The organism is Jiangella alkaliphila, from assembly GCF_900105925.1.
Classification (GTDB): Bacteria; Actinomycetota; Actinomycetes; order Jiangellales; family Jiangellaceae; genus Jiangella; species Jiangella alkaliphila.
Genome location: NZ_LT629791.1, coordinates 219,176 through 237,476, shown reverse-complemented (window position 1 = coordinate 237,476; position 18,301 = coordinate 219,176). Strand labels below are relative to the sequence as shown.

Here is an 18,301-nt window from a genome sequence, read left to right as displayed (position 1 = left end):
CCCCGAAGTTGATCTTGGAGAAAGTGGGCCATCTATCGGACATTTCGCCCGGTAATTGCCCCAGAACTCCAAGATCAACTTCTGGTGGGGCGAGAGCGGTTCAGGGCCGGGTGGTCAGCGCAGGCCGTATGCGCGCAGCACGGTCTGCTCGATCCAGTTACCGTCGCCGTCCCAGGCCTCGACCCGGAGGCTGACGGCGTCGGCGGCGCGGTCGGGGTCCAGCATCGCGGTGTACGCCGAACCTCGGCGGGTGACCCGCGCGGGCTGCCAGCTGGCGCCGTCGTCGTAGGAGGCCCAGAGCCGCAGCCCGCCGCCGGTCACCGGGGCGGCGTCGGCCTGCCGGTGCACCGTCAGGCCGACGCGGGTGCGGGTGCGGTCGCTCACCGCGCCCCACTGGTCCACGTCGACGGCGTAGTCGACCTGCAGCAGTGGCAGCGCCGCCCGCGAACCGGCGGCCGGTCGCGCCGACTCGAACGTCCACGCCGTCCGGGTCGACGTCGACCGCTCCCACCAGGGCGCGTCGCGGTCGACGTCCAGCTCGAGGCGGTAGGTCGCGGACCCCGGCGCCGCCGGCCAGCCGCCGTACACCGCATCGCGCTCGGCGACCAGCGTGCCGTCGCGGTAGAGCCGGGCCGCGGTCGTGTCGACGCCGGCCTCGTCGCCGTTGCGGTCGCTGCCGTCGAGGAACGAGCGGACCAGGACGGTGAGCTCGTCACCCTCGCGGAAGCCGGGCATGCCGTACTGCCCGTAGTGATCCGTGTCGAGCGGCACACCCGGCCGGACCACCGGGCCGAACCACGACCGCGGGTCGGACTCGCCGGCCGTGTACGTGCGCTCGCCCTCGATCATGCCCGCGACCAGCAGCCGCTGCGCCCACACGAACTGCTGCCAGCGGGTGTCGCCGGGCGAGACCCACTCGTCGCGGTGCGACGGCAGCGCCACCTCGCGCGGGCTGCGGATGGAGTAGTTGTCGTACGGCCGGAACGCGTGTCGCGCCTCGTTGCCCAGGTGCTCGGGACCGGTCGCGACGTAGGTGCTGTCCAGCTCGGCGAGGTCGCGCGGGCGCACCCGCTCGGACACGTCGGACGGGATCGCCGCGGGCCACGACTGCATGAGGTCGTACAGGTACGGGCTGACGGCCACCCCGTCGAACTGGAGGACAGGCAGCCGGGCCAGCAGCATCACCCCGTCGGCCTGCGAGATCGTCACCACCGGGACGGCCGTGCCCTCGGCGACCTCCGTGAGCAGCCAGCCGGGCCGGTCATGGTGGACGATCACCGCCGACGCGCCCGCGGCGGCAGCCGCGGCCGCCTGGTCGGAGACGTTGATCTCGTCGGAGCGGCGGACCAGCGCGGCGGCGCCGGTGAGGTCGCGGCCGGCCAGCTCGGCGGGGGTGCCGGTGCCGGCGTCGGCGACGGGGTAGCGGTGCCGGCCGTCGATCTTCGGCGAGCCGATCGCGTACTCGTGCGCCAGCGCGCGGCCGCCGGCCCGCAGCGTCAGCTCCGGCGCGAACAGCTCCCACAGGCTGGAGAACTCGAACGTGCCCCGCTCCACCGGCTCGGTGGGCGCCGCGTACGCGACGTCGATGTACTGGTCGAGCATGTACTTGAGGTTGAACATGTGCTCCTCGGAGCTGCGGTACCAGCCGAGCGTGAGGCCCTGGTGCTCCGTCGGCTCGGGGGTGTCGACGGCGACGCGCGTGGCGGTGCGCCCGTCCAGCACGAGGTGGGTGTCCTCGGTCAGCTCCAGCTCGGTGTCGCCGACGATCGCCACCTCGCGTGCCTGCTCGCCGGACTCGTCCGGGCTGAACAGGATGCCGAGCAGGCTGTACGTGCCCGGCTGCACCCGGAACACCACCGGCTGGCTGCCGCCGCCCTTGCTGCCGAAGAAGCCGCTGCCCCACCAGTCGGTGTCCAGGCTCCACAGCTCGGCCGAGCTGGTGCCGGCCGCCGGCGCGCCCTCGTGGTCGATGCCCTCGATCGTCACCTCGATGGTCTGCGGCTCCTTGGTCACGCCCACGACCGTGTGCACGACGACGGCGCCGTCGGCCGAGCGGGCGGTGACGCGGCCGCCGTAGACGTCGGGGTCGCCGACGTTCGGGTCGAGCGTGACGTCGACGGTCGCGGTGCCGCCGGCCGGGACGGTCAGCTCCGGGCGGCTCAACGTCAGCATGCCGGCCGGCGCGGGGGCGCCGGTGGCGCCGGTCAGCGTTGCCTCGAGGGTCAGGACGACCGGCGCGGCGCCGTCGTTGGTGTACGTGACGGCGTGTGTGACCAGCGGGTCGGTGCCGTCGTGCGGCCAGTCGTACGTGCCGAGGTTCAGCGTCGCGGTGTCGGCGAAGGTGGTCTGCGTGACGGCGCGGGCGGCGTCGAGGCGGCCGGCGCCCTGCTCGTAGACGGTGTACTCGTCCAGCTCCTGCGCCGACTGCACCAGCGCCTGCTTGAGCCGGTCCGCCGCCCAGTCCGGGTGCCGCTGCTGCAGCAGCGCGGCCGCGCCGGCCACGTGCGGCGTCGCCATCGAAGTGCCGTCCAGGCTGGTGTAGTGCGCGTCGACGGGGTCGCCGAGCGACGTCCCGGCAGCTCGCGCGGCGACGATCGCCACGCCTGGCGCGATGATCTCCGGCTTGATCGCGTGGTCGCCCAGGCGCGGGCCGCGGCTGGAGAATCCGGCCAGGACGTCGGACTTGTCGACGGCGCCGACGCTCAGCGCCGCGTCGGCCACCCCCGGCGCCCGGACGCTGGTCGCGCCGGGGCCCTCGTTGCCGGCCGCCGCCACGAACAGCGTCCCGCTCGCCGCGGTCAGCTCGTTCACGGCTTGGCTGAGCGGGTCGGTACCGTCGGTGACCTCGCTGGACAGGCTCATGCTGACGACGTCCGCGCCCTGCGCGACCGCCCACTCCATGCCCTCGATCAGCCACGAGTTCTGGCCGCTGCCGTCGTCGCCGAGGACCTTGCCGATCAGCAGGTCCGCCCCCGGCGCGACGCCAGGGCGGGCGCCGCCGGAGGCCGCACCGGTCCCGGCGACGGTGGCCGCGACGTGGGTGCCGTGGCCGTGCGCGTCCTGGACGCCGTTCCCGGAGAAGTCCGCCGCCCCCGCGACCTGCCCGGCGAGGTCCGGGTGGGCGGCGTCGTAACCGGTGTCGAGGACCGCGACGGTGACGCCGGCGCCGTCGTACCCGGCCGCCCACGCCGCGGGCGCGCCGACCTGCGGCACGCTCTCGGACAGTGCCGGCCGGACCTGCGCGTCCAGCCAGATCTTCTCGATGGTTGACGCGGCCCGGCGGGCGTTGCCGTCCGGCAGGTCCGCGGCCACGTCGGCCCAGAACGCGGGCAGGTCGGCGGCGGTGGCGTCGACGGCGACCGAGCCCACGCTCTCCAGCGTGGCGGTGACGACGGCGTGCTCCGGCGCGTCCAGCGCGGCCCGGGCGGTGCCGCCGCCGGCGTACGTGACGATCAGCGGCAGCGCGTCGCCGGTGTAGCCCTGCTCGATCAGGCCGGTGACGTTGAACAGCGCGCGGTCCAGCGACCCGGCCGCGAGGTACGGCTCGGCCTCGGCGGGGATCGCGTAGAGGCCCTCCGGCCGCTCGACCACCTTGAGGTTCGCCCGGACGGCGCCCGGCGCGGGCAGCGCGGTGACCGCCTGCCGGCCGTCGGCGAACCTGTCGACCCGCAGCCGGTGCCCGGTGACCAGCGTGACCGTCGCGCTGGACGATGCGCCGTCCGTCATGGGCGGGGCGGCCGGCGTCAGGTCGGCCGGGGCCGGGTCGGCGGCGCCCGGCGCGGCGGCCGCGACCAGCAGACCGGCGGCACAGAGCGCGAGCAGGGGACGAGACCGGCGCATGGGACCTCCCGGGCAGAGGCGCCGAAAGCGGCGCGGATGCCCGGGAGCCTAGAGGCGCGCGGCCGCCCGGCCGAGAGGTCGAGGCTGACCGATGACCGCCATGGCAGAAACCCGCCAGCCGCCCAGAGGCGTCAGACCCGCCGGCGCAGCGCCCACACCGAGAGCGGCGCGAACACCGCGGCGATGGCGGCCGCCCAGATCAGCGACTGCACGGCCGGACCGGTGGCGGACTCGACGTACCACTCGGTGTCGATGGTGTCGTCGCCCACCATGAGCGCCCGGCAGGCGTCGGCCAGGATGGTGACCGGGTTCGCCTCGACGATCGGTTGCAGCCAGCTCGGCATGGTGTTGGTCGGCGCGAACACGTTGCTGACGAACGTCACCGGGAACAGCGCCGTGAAGCCGAACAGCTGCACCTTCTCGGGATCTTTCGCCACCACGCCCACCAGCACCGACACCCACGAGAACGCGAGCGCGAACACCAGCAGGAGGCCGATCGCCGCCAGCACCGACCAGACGTCGGTGCCGATGCGGAAGCCGAGCACCATGCCGATGGCCAGCAGCAGCAGGATCGACCACGCCTGCTTGACCTGGTCGGCGATGATGCGCCCGGCCATGGGCGCCCACCGCGCGATGGGCAGCGACCGCAGCCGGTCGAAGACGCCTTTGGTGAGGTCGATGTTCAGGCCGGTGCCGACGTACATGGTGATGAACAGCATGTTCATGACGATGATGCCGGGCAGCGCGAACGTGAGGTACTCACCGGTCGACCCGGCGATGGCACCGCCGAACACGTAGGTGAACAGCAGCACGAACATGATCGGCTGGATGCTGAAGTCGCCCAGCTCCCACGGGTTGTGCCGGACCTGGACGATGGTGCGCCAGGCCAGCGTCATGGTCTGCCGGATGCCCTCGCCGACTCCGACGCGCGGGCTCAGCTCGGCCGGTGCGGGACGGGCCGCGGTGGCGGTGGTCATGCCGGCCTCCCTTCGGACTCGGTCTCGTCTTCGACCGGCCGCCCGGTGAGCGAGAGGAACACCTCGTTGAGGCTGGCGCCGCGCAGCGTCAGCTCGATGACCAGCACGCCGGCGTCGTCGAGCCGGCGGACCACGGCCGGCAGAACGGCGGGGTCGGCGACCTGCGCGGTGACCCGGGGTCCGTCGATCTCGGGGGTGGTCTTCGTCAGGTCGGCCACGACGGAGACGACGACCCCGAGCTTGGTGTCGTCCTCGGGCCGGACGACCAGGGTCTGCGAGCCGGTCTTGGCCTTCAGCTCGTCGGGCGTGCCGGACGCGATGACCCGGCCGTGGTCGATGACGGTGATCTCGTCGGCCAGCGCGTCGGCCTCGTCGAGGTACTGCGTGGTGAGCAGCACGGTGACGCCCTTGGCGACCAGGCCGCGGGTCAGCGCCCACAGCTCCGAGCGGGCCCGTGGGTCGAGCCCGGTGGTGGGCTCGTCGAGGAACAGGATGGACGGACGGCCGACCAGGCTGGCGGCGAGGTCGAGCCGGCGCCGCATGCCGCCGGAGTACGTCTTGGCCGCGCGGTCGGCGGCGTCGGTGAGGTCGAACTCGGTCAGCAGTTCGCGCGCCCGCTGCTTCGCGGCCGCCCGCGGCACGCCCAGCAGCCGGCCGATGAGCAGCAGGTTCTCGGCACCGGTGAGCATCTCGTCGACCGCCGCGTACTGCCCGGTGAGCCCGATGAGCTGGCGGGCCTGGTGCGCCTGCCGGATGACGTCGTAGCCGCCGACCGACGCGTGGCCGTCGTCGGGCCGGAGCAGGGTGGCGAAGATGCGCACGGCCGTGGTCTTGCCGGCGCCGTTGGGGCCGAGCAGACCGAGCACCGTGCCGGTGCGCACGGACAGGCTGACGCCGTCGAGCGCCGTCGTCTCGCCGAAGCGCTTCACCAGGCCCTCGGCCTGGATGGCGTGGTCCATGGGGAACCTCCTTGTTCCTCCTGGCAGGGGACCAGCATGCCCTGTGCCACCGACATTGTCGGTGTCCACTGCCATGCTGTTTCGGTGCCGCCCCCCGAGCTGCCGCCCGACGACGTGCTCACCGGCCTGCTGCTGGCCGGTGACGAGTCGGCGTTCGCGCAGGTCGTCGACGCGTGGTCGCCGGGCATGGTCCGGCTGGCCCGGGTCTACGTGTCGACGGAGGACTCGGCGGCCGAGGTGGTCCAGGAGGCGTGGCTGGCCGTCGTCCGCGGCATCGGCACGTTCGCCGGACGGTCGTCGCTGCGCACCTGGGTCTACCGCATCGTCGCGAACCTCGCCCGCCGGCGCGGCGGGCGCGAAGCGCGTACCGTCCCGGCCAGCAGCCTGCGCGGCGTGGGCGACGGCGGCGGTCCCACCGTCGACCCGGCCAGGTTCGCCGCCCCCGGGCACCCGTTGGCCGGCCACTGGGAGCGGCCGCCGACGCCCTGGCCCACGCCCGAACAGGCGCTGCTGGCGGCCGAGGTCCGGTCCGAGGTGACGGCCGCGCTGGCCGGGCTGCCGGCCCGGCAACGCGTGGTCATCACCCTGCGTGACGTGCACGGTTACGACGCGGCCGAGGTGTGCTCGATACTGGAGATCTCGGCGGCGAACCAGCGGGTGTTGCTGCACCGGGCCCGGGCCACGGTCCGGCTCCGGTTGGAGCGCTACTTCGACCACGCCGCCGTCCGCACCGGAGAGGAGGTGCCGTGACCGAGTCGCTGAACGACCCCGTCGACCACCTCGCCTGCAACGAGCTGGTCGAACTGGTCACCGCGTTCCTCGAGGGCGACCTCGACCCCGCCACCGAGCGGCGCGTCGTCGACCACATCTCGCTGTGCGACGGCTGCCACCTCTACGTCGACCAGGTGCGCCAGACCACCGACGTGCTGGCCGGGCTGTCCGGCGGCGCGCCGCTGTCGCCCGAGGACCGCGAGCGGCTGCTCGCCGCGTTCCGAGATTCCTCCGCCTGAGGCGTAACGTTTCGCGGTCCCGCTGACACTGAACGGGCATGCCGAAACCAACCGCGTTGCGCCGCCGGCTGCGTCCGCTGCAGTTGGCCGTTGTCCTGCAGGCCGTCCTGCTGTGGGTGCCGATCGAGAAGCTGTTCCTCAGCGAGATCGGCTTCGACCCGATGACCATCGGCATCATGACCGCCGTCTACGCCGGTGTGGTGCCGCTGATCGAGATCCCGTCGGGCGTGCTGGCCGACCGGTGGAGCCGGCGGTCGGTGCTGCTCACCGGGACCGCCGGACTGGCGGGCGCGGCGCTGATCGGTGGCCTGAGCACCGGCGTCCCGCTGTACCTGGTCAGCGCGATGTCGCTGGGCGTGTACTTCGCGATGTCGACCGGCACGCTGGACGCCGTCGTCTACGACACCGTGCTCGAGGAGACCGGCTCCAGCGACGCGTACGAGCGCACCCTCGGCCGGATCCGGCTGATCGAGAGCGTCTCGCTGGTGGGCAGCTCGTTGGCCGGCGGCTGGCTGGCCGGACTGCTGTCGCTGCGGGCGACCTACTTCCTGACCGTGCCGTTCATGGTGCTGGCGGCCGTGGCGCTGCTGTGGTTCCGGGAGCCGCGGCTGCATGAGGCCGGCCGGCCGGAGTCGCTGCGCCGGCACCTCGCGCAGACCTACCGGATCCTCGGCGACCGCGGCCGGGTGCTGCCGATCGTGGCCGCGATCGTGCTGGCCGCCGTGACGACGTCGTTCCTGTTCGAGTTCGGGCCGCTGTGGCTGGTGGCGCTGGCCGTCCCGGCGGTCGCGTTCGGGCCGTACTGGGCGGCGCTGACGGCGGCGTTCGGCATCGCCGGCGCGCTGGCCGGGCGGGTGCGGCTGGACTCGCCCCGGGTGGCGGTGGGCGGGACGGCCCTGCTGGCGGCGACCGGGCTGGTGCTGACGACGGGCGCCTCGGCCGCGCTGATCGTGCCGGCGCAGGTCGTCATGGCCGTGCTGACCATCCTCGCCGGCATCCACCTGTCGAAGCTGTTGCACGACGCGGTGCCGTCGGCCGTCCGCTCCGGTGTGGCGTCGGGCGTGAGCGCGCTGTCGTGGATGGTGTTCCTGCCGGTCGCGCTGGTGGCGGGGGCCGTCATCGACGGCGGTGGCGTGCGGTCGGCCGGCTGGATGGTGCTGGCGACGGCGATCTTGACCGGTGTCCTGCTGGTCGGCCTGGCCCGCCGGTCGGCGGCGGCGCCGGCGCCGGCGCCGTGCCCCGAGGCCGAGCTCGTCGGCGCCCGCTGACGTCCGAAACCTTCAAGCGGGGCGGGCCGGGCGGCGCGAGGATGGCGGCATGGATCTCACCGCTGCTTCCGCGTTCATGGCCGGCCACTCCCGTCAGCTGGACCGGCTCCGGCTGGGTCTGGTGAGCGGCACCGGCGACCGGACGGCGACGCTGGCCGCCCTGGCCGGTTACCGCAACCCCGACGGCGGCTTCGGCTGGGGCCTGGAGCCGGACCTGCGCTCCCCGGAGAGCCAGCCGCCGGCCGCGCTGCACGCGTTCGAGGTACTCGCCGAGACCGGTCCCGGCGACGGCGGCCTGGCCGGCCCGCTCTGCGACTGGCTCGCCTCGGTGACGCTGCCCGACGGCGGCGTGCCGTTCGCGTTGCCGGTCACCGTGCCCGAGGGGACGTCGCACTGGTGGATCGGCGCCGACGCATCGGAGTCGTCGCTGCAGATCACCAGTGCGGTCGCGGGTCAGGCCCACCGCGCGGCCCGGCTGGACCCCGTCATCGCCGGACACCCGTGGCTGGACCGGGCCACCGAGTTCTGCCTGACGACCATCGCCGCGACCGAGCGCCCGCGCGCCCACGAGCTGATGTTCTCGCTGGGCTTCCTCGACGCCGTTCACGACAGCCGGCCCGAGGCGGCAGCGGAGCTGGAGCGGCTGGGCCGGCTGGTCCCGTCCGACGGCGGCATCCCCGTCGAAGGCGGCATCGAGGGCGAGGCGATGCACCTGCTCGACCTGTCGCCGGAGCCCGGCCGGCCGCTGCGCGCGCTGCTCGACCCGGACGCCGTCGAGCGCGACCTCGACCGGCTGGCGGCCCTGCAGCAGGACGACGGCGGCTGGGTGGTCGACTTCGACTCGTCGTCGGCGGCCGGCGCGCTGGAGTGGCGCGGCTACCAGACGGTGTGGGCGGTGCGGACGCTGCTCGCCCACGGCCGCCGCTAACTTTGGCTGCTCAGCGTTTGACGCAGGTGTAGGCGCCGAACAGGCCGGCGGCGTCGTACTCGACGTCGGCGATGTCGAAGCCGGCGTGGTCGAGCATCGGCTCGAGCAGCCAGCGGAAGGTGCTGTTCTCGGTGCGGACGTGCTCGGCGTAGTCGGCGCCGGTGTACCCCTCCGCCGGGTCGGCCACGCCGCCGGACACCCAGCGGTCCATGATCTGCTCGGTCGCCGCGGACGGGAAGTCGTAGACGAGGTCGCGCAGCCGCAGCACGCCGCCGGGCCCCAGGATGCGGGCGATGCGGTGCAGCGCGACGACCTTCCAGAAGTCGGGCAGCTGGTGCAGCGCGTGCCGGGTGTAGACGGCGTCGACCGGCTCGCCCTGGTGCTCGTAGCTGACGAACCCGGCCTGCGCCAGCTCCAACGTGACGCCGGCGCTCTCGGCCTGTGACCGCAGGTAGTCGACCATCGCCGGTGAGACGTCGACGGCCACGACGCGGTCGAACCGCGCGGCGGCCGGGACGGCGAACTGGCCGGTGCCGGCGCCGATGTCGACGACGGAGCGGACGCCGCGCTCGTCCAGCAGCGCGATGTCGGAGGCGGGGTCGGGATAGCCCTGTTTGCGGTCGAACCCGGCCACGAACGCCGGGTCGAGGTGCTCGTGGCCGGCGTGGGCGGTCTCGTCGAGCTTCCAGGACGGGCGCATGTGGTCGATCGTCACATGTGCCCGCGCCTGGAAGCGAGTGCGTTTACGAGCCGGTGATCTCGTTCAGCCGGTCGATGTGCTCCTGCGCGTTCTCCTGGGTGATCTGCGGGGAGTCGACGACGGTGTCCTTCTCGACGTCCTCGCCGTCCAGGATGTCCAGCGCACGGTCCAGGCCGAGCCGGCCGATCTCGTCGGCGCTGTTCAGGCCGGTGACGACGTAGTTGCCGCCGGCGGCGATCGCCTCCAGCGCCTCCAGCTGGCCGTCGACGCCGGCGAGCACGATCTGGTCGGTCAGGCCGGCGTTGTCGATGGCCCGCTGCGCGCCCAGGCACATCGCGTCGTTCTCGCAGAACACCGCGGCGAGGTCCGGGTGCGACGCGAGCAGGTTCTCCATGACGGTCAGGCCGCCGTCGGAGCCCCAGCCGCCGAAGTCGGGCGCCTCGACGACCTCGAACCGGTCGTCCGCGCCGATGACGGACGTGAAGCCCTCGGTGCGGGCCAGCCCGATGCTGTTGTCGGCCGGGCCGCCCTTGATGATGCCGACCTTGCCGCCGTCGGGCAGGTACTCGGCGATGAACTCGCCGTCCTGGACGCCGATGCGCTCGTTGTCCGGGCCCAGCCAGCTGGTGTACTCGCCGGACTGGAACTGCCGGTCGACCAGCACGACGGGGATGCCGGCGGCGTCGAGCGAGTTGAGCACCGCGGGCGCGGACTCCAGCGGGCCGCCGGAGATGATGACGGCGTCGACGCCGCGGCTGATCAGGTCCTCGACGTCGGAGGCGAGCTTGGCGGCGTCGCCGTTGGCGTCGGTGCTGATCGCCTCGACGCCGCGCTCGTCGGCCTGGGCGCGGATCGCGGTGTCCATGCCGTTGAAGTACGGGCCGCCGAGGGTGAAGTTCGCGACGCCGACCGTGTAGTCGCCGTCGCCTCCGCCGTCGCTGCTGGTGTCGTCGGAGTCGTCCGAGCCGCAGGCCGCGAGCCCGAGGGCGAGCAGTCCGGCGACCACTGTGGCACCGATCCGGGAAGCCTTCATGTTCGTGTGCTCCTGTTCCTTGTCAGGCACGCTCGCCCATGGAGCGGCGCTGGACGATGATGACGGCGATGATGATCAGGCCCTTGAGGACCTGCTGCCAGAAGCTCTGGACGCCGTGCAGGTTCAGCAGGTTGTTGATCAGCGAGAGGACGAGGACGCCGCCGAGCGTCGCTCGCACGGACCCCCGTCCACCCGCCAGGCTGGCGCCGCCGATGACGCAGGCGGCGATCGCGTCCAGCTCGAACGCGACGCCGACGCTGGGCTGTGCGATGCCGACCCGGCTGGCGAGGATGACGCCCGCGAGGCCGGCGCAGGTGCCGCTGATCGTGTAGGCCAGCACCAGGTGCTTCTTGACGCTGATGCCGGCCAGCCGCACGGTCTCGCGGTTGCCGCCGATCGCGACGATGGCCCGCCCGGCCGGCGTCCGGGTGAGGAAGACCCCGCCGAGCAGGAACACTCCGATCATGATCAGCGTCGGGACGGGGATCGGCCCGGCCAGCGCCGTGCCGAGGGTGAAGAAGCCGGGATCCTCCGGCGCGATCGGCACCTCGGAGTACACGAACGCCAGGCCGCGGATCGTGGTCAGCGCGGCCAGCGTGACGACGAACGGCGCGAGGTCGAACCCGGCGATCAGCAACCCGTTGACCAGCCCGAACCCGAGGCCGGCCGCGACGCCCACGGCGAGCGCCAGCGGGATCGGCAGGTCGGACACCAGCCCCGCGCTGACGATGCCGGAGAACGCGACGACCGACCCGACCGACAGGTCGATACCCGCGGTGAGGATGACGACCAGCATCCCGTAGGCGAGCAGCCCGACCGTCACCATCTGCCGCAGCAGGTTGGTGAGGTTCTGCTCGGTCAGGAAGTTCTCCGTGGTGACGGCCGCCAGGACCACGAGCAGCGCCAGGGCGACGACGAACCCGACGCCGCTGGTGACGTCGCGGCCGCCGACCACGAGCCGAGGCAGCTGCCGCCGGGTGCTCCGGCGGTCGTCCTCGACGGGTGGCGGTGCGGTCTGGGATGTCATGCTGCCTCTCCGATCGAACGCGCGAGCACCTGGTCCTCCGTGGCGCCAGCCGAGTCCAGCTCGCCGGCGATCCGCCCCTCGTGCATGACGAGCACCCGGTCGGTCGCGCCGATGACCTCCGTCAGGTCGGACGAGATCAGCAGGACCGTGCAGCCGGAGCGGGCCAGCTCGTCGACGGTGCGGTAGATGTCGACCCGGGTCGCCATGTCGACGCCGCGGGTGGGCTCGTCGAGGATGAGTACGCGTGGGCCGGCCAGCAGCCACTTGGCGAGGATCGCCTTCTGCTGGTTGCCGCCGCTGAGCCGGTCGATGCGCATGCCGGCGCTGTGCGCGGGGCGGATGTCGAAGCGCTGCACCATGTCGGCCACCTGGGCGCTCTGCTTCGGCCCGTCGATGAGCGGCCCGCGCATCGTCGAGCGCATGGTGGCCAGCGCGATGTTGTCGCGGACGGTCATCGACGCGACGATGCCGGTGCGCTTGCGGTCCTCGGTCACCAGCGCCAGGCCGGACCCGATGGCGGCGCCCGGACCGCCGGCCCGCAGCTGCGCGCCGTCCAGCCGCACCGTGCCGCCGTCGGGCCGGGTGGCGCCGAACAGGCACAGCGCCAGCTCGCTGCGGCCGGCGCCGACCAGCCCGAACAGGCCGACGATCTCGCCGGCGCGCAGCTCGAAGCTGACGTCGGCGAACTCGCCCTCGCGGCTGAGGCCGTTCACCTGCAGGACGGGGTCACCGGCGGGCGGGCGGCGGTCGGGGTAGATGCGCTCCAGCCGGCGCCCGGCCATCAGCGCGATCAGCTCGGTCTCGTCGGTCTGCGCCGGCGTGGTGGTGGCGACGACGGAGCCGTCGCGGATGACGACGATCGAGTTCGCCAGCGCCGCGACCTCGGCCAGCCGGTGCGAGATGTAGACGACGATGACGCCGCGCTCCTGCAGCCGCCGGATCAGGGCGAACAGCGAGTCGAGGTCGCTGCCGGCCAGCACCGCGGACGGCTCGTCCAGCACCAGCACCTTCGGCTCGCTGACCAGCGCCTTCGCGATCTCGACCATCTGCTGACGAGCCACGCTGAGCCGGCCCGCCTTGGTCGTCGCCTTGACGCCGCCGAAGCCGAGCTCGTCGAGCAGCGCCTGGGCCCGCCGGTGCGCGGCCGGCCAGTCGATCAGCCCGGCCCGCCGCGGCAGCGCGCCGATCAGCAGGTTCTCGGTGACGGTCAGCTCCGGCACCAGCGTGAGCTCCTGGTAGACGGTGCGGATGCCGGCCTCGTGCGCGTCGTGCGGGGAGCGCAGGTCCAGTCGTTCGCCGTCGAGCGACAGCTCGCCCGACGACGCCGGCTGCGCGCCGGCCAGGATCTTGATCAGCGTCGACTTGCCGGCGCCGTTGGCACCGACGACGGCGACCACCTCACCCTTCGCGGCCTCGAGGTCGACGCCGTGCAGGACCTCGACCGACCCGAAGGACTTGCGTACCCCGCGGATCCGCAGCGTCACCCGAACGCCTCCATCACGATCATCGTCTTCTCGCGGGTCAGGTCGCGGACGGTGTGGTGGTAACCCTCGCGGTGCCCGCCGGTGTCCTTGGTCCCGCCGAACGGCAGGTTCTCCGCGCGCAGCGCCGTCGAGCCGTTGATCACGACGCCGCCGACGTCGAGCCGCTTGGCGATGGAGAACGCGCGGGAGACGTCGCGGGTGAACACGGCCGCCTGCAGGCCGTACGGCGACGCGTTGGCCAGGGCGACCGCCTCGGCCGGGTCGGTGAACCGGGCGACCGGCGCGACCGGGCCGAAGATCTCCTCGGCCAGCGCCGGGCTGTCGGCCGGCACGTCGGTGAGGACGGCCGGCGTGTAGAAGGCGCCGTCGCGCACACCGCCGGCCGTCAGCCGGGCGCCGTCGTCGATCAGCTGCTTGACCGCACCCTCGACGGCCTCGGCCGCGGACTCGGCGATGAGCGGGCCGACCTCGGTAGCGCGCTGGAGCTGGTCGCCGACGGTGAGCGCGGCGGCCTTGGCGGTCAGCGACTCGACGAACGCGTCGTGCACCGAGGCGTCGACGTAGACCCGCTTCACGGCGCAGCAGATCTGCCCGTTGCCGCGGGCCAGCCGGCCGAGCACGACGGCGTCGGTGGCGGCGTCGAGGTCGGCGTCGGAGCAGACGATGAGCGCGTCGTTGCCGCCCAGCTCGAGCAGCACCTTCTTGAACGTCGCGCCGCCGCGGCGGCCGATCTCACGCCCGGCGACGGTGCTGCCGGTCAGGGTGACCGCGGCGATGCCCGGGTGGTCGGCCAGCTGCTGCGACACAGGGACACCGCCGGTGACCAGCTGGTGTGCGAACTCCGGCGCGCCCGCCTCCGCGAACAGCTCGTGCACCCGCAGCAGCGAGAGCGGGCAGCGGGCCGGCGGCTGGACGACGACGGCGTTCCCGGCGGCCAGCGCGCCGGCCGCCTTGTGCGCGTACAGCTCGACGGGGTAGTTGAACGGCACGATCGCGGCGACGACGCCGAGCGGCTCGCGGATCGTCACCGCGAGGTTGCGCTCCAGGCCGGGCACGGCGTCGAGCGGGTACTGGGTGCCGAACAGCCGGGTGGCCTCGCCGGCGGTGCCGCGGAAGATCCGGATCGCGGCGTCGACCTCGCCCTCGGTCTGCTCGATCGGCTTGCCGTTCTCGGCGGCCAGCAGCGCCGCCAGCGGGTCGCGCTCGGCCTCGAGCCGGGCGGCGACGTCCAGCAGCAGCGCGGCGCGCGCATGAGCGGGCAACGCGGCCATGGCGTCCTGCCCGGCCGCGGCGTTCGCGACGACCGCGTCGACCTCGGCCGCCGTCATGATCGGCAGCCGGCCGAGCACCTCACCGGTGCCGGGGTTGGTCACCTCGGTGTACGCCGCTTCATCAGGCATCCGGCAACGTCTCCAGCTTCGTCGATGGCGTTCGCAGTGCCGCGGCGGGGAACCGGGCCGCGTGTTCGCGATTACGAACATGGTTCGCAATTCTGGACGGGACGCTACAGCCGCCGCCATGGCTCGTCAAGGTTCCATCGCCGCTCGGCGGCCTCGTCGACCCCTTGACGCCGAAACGACGCCGCCAATATGGTGACGTCGCGTATGAGAACGTAGTTCGTATTTGGGAACACCAGGCGGGCGCGGGTCTCGTCGCCCCCGGAGCCACACGCCCGGCGTATGACGCATGCTCCACCGGTGAGAACACACGTTCCATCACAGAGAAGGACAGTGACGTCCATGCTGCGATCGACTCGAACCCTTGTGTCGCTGACAAGTGTGACGGTGATCGCACTTGGCCTCGGCGGCTGTCAGGCGGCCGACCAGCCTGCGGAGACGGCGGGGTCGCCGGACCCGGCGAGCCTCTCCTCGGCCGCCCCTTCGGTCGATGCCTTCCAGGCCGACGGCTTCACGATCGGCATCGCCAACTACTCGCTGGCGACCCCCTACCTGGCTGCCTTGAACACGGCCATGGAGGACCGGGCGGCCGAGGTCGGCGTCACCGCCATCAGCACGGACGCCGGCGGCGATCCCGCTCAGCTCGCCGCCGACGTCACCGACCTGCTGGCTCAGGAGGTCGACGGCATCATCGTCTCGGGCGGCGATCTGGTCAACGCACCCGGCGTGTCCTTGGCGATGAAGGACTCCCAGGTGTCGCTCGTCTTCGTGGACAGGCTCTTCGACTCCGGCTTCTACAACGCGTGGATCGGGCCGGACTACTCGACGATCGCCTGGGATTCGTGCGACTACATCGGCAGCGCCCTGGGTGGACGGGGCAAGGTCGCCACCATCAAGGGTGGCCCGGCCAGTCACCCGATCGGGCTCCTCCTGGCCGAGAGTTTCGGGGAGTGCTTCGCGCAGACCTTGCCCGAGATGTCGCTGGTCGAATCCGGCGAGCTCGGCGACTGGACCGAAGCCGGCGGTGAGCGCGTCATGAACTCACTCCTGGCCGAGCACGGGGACCTCGTGGCCGTGTTCTGTCAGAACGATGCGATGTGTCTCGGGGCGCAGAAGGCTGCCGCCGATGCGGGACGTACTGACGAGATGATCTTCGTCGGCGTGGGCGGAACTCCCGAGGCATTCGAGGCCATCATGGCCGGCTCCAATTTCAATGCCACGTCCCTGGTCGACCCGGATGAGATCGGCGAGCAGGGCGTCAACCTCATGGTGACCATCTTCCGGCGAGAAGACTTCGCCCGAAATTCCTTCGTGCCATCTCCGCTGGTCCGGCCGGGAAATGCGGCCGAGTACCAGGAATAGCGCCCATCAACAGAAGGGAAGAAGGCGGTACCAGCTCTCGAACGCACCAGAAGGAAAGAGGGTAGTACAAGTGCGAAGAAGACGTGAACTGACCCCGGTGCTGGGGCTGGGGGTGGGTCTGGCGGTCGTGCTGACCCTGACCGCCGGCCCGTCAGCGGCGTCGGCCAGTGGGGACGGCGAGGGCGGTGCGGCACAAGCGGCCGACGACACCTTCCGGCCCGGCTGGGAGTTGAAGTACCGCGAGCTGTTCGACGAAGAGGATCTCGACATCAACATGGACGAGATTCCTTGGAAGCTCGACAACTACGAGAACGTCTACGACACGATCAGCGACGACGACGGCGACGCCTACTGGGGCGAGATGGGCATGGGCTTCGGCCAGGCCATCAGATCGTTCCGGACCTGGGAGAAGACCAAGGAGATCGGCGAGGACAACTGGATCACCGTCGCGCTGACCGGCCGCCAGCAGGATCTGACCTCGGGCAAGAACCAGCCCGAGCGGCCGGGCGTCTTCCACGTCATCGAGCAGCCGGAGACGGGCAACATCGTCGCCGAGCTGAGGTCCGACGACCCCACCGCCGGCGCCATGATCCGCAACACCGACCCGATGCCCGCGGAATACCGCATGGAGTACACGGTCACCCGCTATGAGATGGGTGGCGAGCGGTACGACCCGGAGACCGGGGAATGGTCGGCCTGGACCGAGCACCCCGGATTCGAGTACGGCGACGACGGCGAATACAGCATCGAGCCGGGCACCCCGCGGTGGAACGGTTTCACGCTGACCGACGCGCTGGGCCGGGAGAACTGCAAGAACCAGTACCCGTGGCCCGACAGCCAGACCAACGCGTACACCACCCCGCAGTGCGGTGTAGGCAACTGGAACCCGCTCAATTACGGGGGTGCCGGCTACAACGGTCTGCACGCGCTGACGGTCACCGACGTCCAGAACCCGATGCCGCGCAACCTGCACTTCTGGCACTATCACCGCAAGGTGCTGATGGACCAGTTCGCCACTGATCCGGACCGCATCAACAACGGCGCGGTCTGCAACTCCGAGACCGGCGTTCTGACCCGCATGCAGGAAACCCACCGCAACGGCGTCAACCCGTGGGTCAGCGGTCGCATGAACGGCTTCAACAGCGCCGGGGGCTACTACGAGGTCGGCCGAATGGCCGGGCAGTCCCAGCGATTCTTCTCCGACTGCAACAACTCCGTGCCGGACCCGGATCACCCCGGCCGCATGATCTACGAAGACACCACCACCAACGCGCCGCGCGCCATGGCGCAGTCCGACCCGCGGTTCTTCCCGTACATTCCGTACACCTTCGCGGTCGAGCGCTCCGAACTGGGTTACACCCTCGAGTGGAGCGGCATGTTCCAGGACGTGGGCTGGCACACCTACCGCTACTACCGTCCGTTCATCCTGAACAACAACCCGGTCTGGCGTTACAACGCCTACCCGGGCGACCACTACGACGGCCGCTACAACGGCTATGCCCGGTCGACGACCAGTCAGTTCCAGCCCGACGGTACGCGGGCGCCGAGTTCGACCAAGCGCACCTGGCCGGACATGTGGCATGCCAACTCGGCCTACCCGGACTTCGTGATGATGGGCATCGAGTACACCAACTCGACCGAGGGCTGGCTGCAGTTCGACGACGTCCGCCTGTACGAGCCCGCCGACAACCGGCCGCCGGTGTCCATCACGGCCAAGGCCAACGTCGACAACTGGCACGGCACGCAGCCGCAGTTGGACATCGAGGTGATCAACCTCGAGGAGACGGTTCCGAACGTCGACGTCACCGTGACGACCGATTACGGCACCCAGACGTTCACGGACGTTCGTCCCGACGCCCATCCGAACGCCAGATTCAAGGTCAACGGCCCGATTCCCGACGGCGTGGCGCACGTGACCGCGACCAAGGGCGACCAGACCTATTCGCTCGAGGTGCCCTACGAGGGCATCGACTCACTCGAGCTGACGACCGAGGTGTCGGGCAGATGCTTCGCCGACCGCGCGCGGATGGATTATCGGGTGACCAACACCGATGACGTCGCGGCCGAGGACGTCACCGTCACCACCCCGCAGGGCACGAGGACGTTCGACTCCATCGCGCCCGGCGCCACGGTGAACGTCTCCATCGGGACCCGTCTCGACACGGTTCCGGAAGGGACGTACACGGTCGCGGCCACCGCCGGCGGTGATCCGGTCGAGTATCCGTTCACGAAGGACGTGGAGTACCAGTACACGGCTGCTCCATTCGCCTGCGACGACTAGGGGGTGTCTGACGGATATTGGTGGATGCGGGCGGC

General features: G+C 71.7%; 14 protein-coding genes. 6 read left to right on the top strand and 8 right to left on the bottom strand.

Features of this window, described 5'->3' with window-relative positions:
* Positions 1 to 114: 114 nt before the first annotated feature.
* From BLV05_RS01140 to BLV05_RS01130, 3 genes are all read right to left on the bottom strand, one after another.
* Complete coding sequence (locus BLV05_RS01140; RefSeq protein WP_046768364.1) at positions 115 to 3,840, bottom strand: S8 family peptidase; 3,726 nt, start codon at positions 3,838 to 3,840, stop codon at positions 115 to 117.
* A gap of 131 nt (positions 3,841 to 3,971) precedes the next feature.
* Complete coding sequence (locus tag BLV05_RS01135) at positions 3,972 to 4,817, bottom strand: ABC transporter permease (RefSeq protein ID WP_082155169.1); 846 nt, start codon at positions 4,815 to 4,817, stop codon at positions 3,972 to 3,974.
* Positions 4,814 to 5,776: an ATP-binding cassette domain-containing protein gene (locus BLV05_RS01130; protein WP_046768363.1), complete on the bottom strand. Its 963-nt coding sequence runs from the start codon at positions 5,774 to 5,776 to the stop codon at positions 4,814 to 4,816. The genes BLV05_RS01135 and BLV05_RS01130 overlap by 4 nt, the downstream gene beginning before the upstream one ends.
* Before the next feature lie 84 nt (positions 5,777 to 5,860).
* On the opposite strand from BLV05_RS01130, the gene BLV05_RS01125 reads away from it, so the two are divergent.
* From BLV05_RS01125 to BLV05_RS01110, 4 genes are read left to right on the top strand one after another with little or no spacing between them, the layout of a single operon-like run.
* On the top strand, positions 5,861 to 6,526 hold the full coding sequence (locus tag BLV05_RS01125) for an RNA polymerase sigma factor (protein WP_231948685.1): 666 nt from the start codon (positions 5,861 to 5,863) through the stop codon (positions 6,524 to 6,526).
* Positions 6,523 to 6,786, top strand: a complete 264-nt coding sequence (locus BLV05_RS01120) for an anti-sigma factor family protein (RefSeq protein WP_201777970.1) — start codon at positions 6,523 to 6,525, stop codon at positions 6,784 to 6,786. Before BLV05_RS01125 ends, BLV05_RS01120 begins: the two co-directional genes overlap by 4 nt.
* A gap of 38 nt (positions 6,787 to 6,824) precedes the next feature.
* Positions 6,825 to 8,054 (top strand): MFS transporter, encoded by a 1,230-nt coding sequence (locus BLV05_RS01115; protein WP_046768361.1) that lies wholly within the window; start codon positions 6,825 to 6,827, stop codon positions 8,052 to 8,054.
* Positions 8,055 to 8,103: 49 nt separating this feature from the next.
* Entirely contained in the window at positions 8,104 to 8,982 is an 879-nt protein-coding gene (locus BLV05_RS01110; protein WP_046768360.1) for a hypothetical protein, read from the top strand.
* Between the two features lie 10 nt (positions 8,983 to 8,992).
* Here the strand turns inward: BLV05_RS01110 and BLV05_RS01105 are convergent, their stop codons facing one another.
* Genes BLV05_RS01105 through BLV05_RS01085 form a run of 5 tightly spaced genes read right to left on the bottom strand, consistent with a single transcriptional unit; the run spans position 8,993 to position 14,626 of the window.
* A complete protein-coding gene (locus tag BLV05_RS01105) occupies positions 8,993 to 9,682 on the bottom strand; it encodes a class I SAM-dependent methyltransferase (protein ID WP_046768359.1) in 690 nt (229 codons plus the stop codon).
* Between the two features lie 43 nt (positions 9,683 to 9,725).
* Positions 9,726 to 10,715: a substrate-binding domain-containing protein gene (locus BLV05_RS01100; protein ID WP_046768414.1), complete on the bottom strand. Its 990-nt coding sequence runs from the start codon at positions 10,713 to 10,715 to the stop codon at positions 9,726 to 9,728.
* Positions 10,716 to 10,737: 22 nt separating this feature from the next.
* Complete coding sequence (locus BLV05_RS01095; protein ID WP_082155168.1) at positions 10,738 to 11,742, bottom strand: ABC transporter permease; 1,005 nt, start codon at positions 11,740 to 11,742, stop codon at positions 10,738 to 10,740.
* Positions 11,739 to 13,226: a sugar ABC transporter ATP-binding protein gene (locus BLV05_RS01090; protein WP_046768358.1), complete on the bottom strand. Its 1,488-nt coding sequence runs from the start codon at positions 13,224 to 13,226 to the stop codon at positions 11,739 to 11,741. Before BLV05_RS01090 ends, BLV05_RS01095 begins: the two co-directional genes overlap by 4 nt.
* Positions 13,223 to 14,626: an aldehyde dehydrogenase family protein gene (locus BLV05_RS01085; protein WP_046768357.1), complete on the bottom strand. Its 1,404-nt coding sequence runs from the start codon at positions 14,624 to 14,626 to the stop codon at positions 13,223 to 13,225. Before BLV05_RS01085 ends, BLV05_RS01090 begins: the two co-directional genes overlap by 4 nt.
* A gap of 378 nt (positions 14,627 to 15,004) precedes the next feature.
* Between BLV05_RS01085 and BLV05_RS01080 the strand changes: the two genes are divergently transcribed.
* The gene (locus tag BLV05_RS01080; RefSeq protein ID WP_052762380.1) at positions 15,005 to 15,985 is read left to right on the top strand and encodes a substrate-binding domain-containing protein; all 981 of its coding nucleotides are present in this window, start codon (positions 15,005 to 15,007) and stop codon (positions 15,983 to 15,985) included.
* A 70-nt stretch (positions 15,986 to 16,055) separates the two neighbouring features.
* The gene (locus BLV05_RS01075) at positions 16,056 to 18,266 is read left to right on the top strand and encodes a COG1361 family protein (protein WP_152690708.1); all 2,211 of its coding nucleotides are present in this window, start codon (positions 16,056 to 16,058) and stop codon (positions 18,264 to 18,266) included.
* Positions 18,267 to 18,301 lie beyond the last annotated feature (35 nt).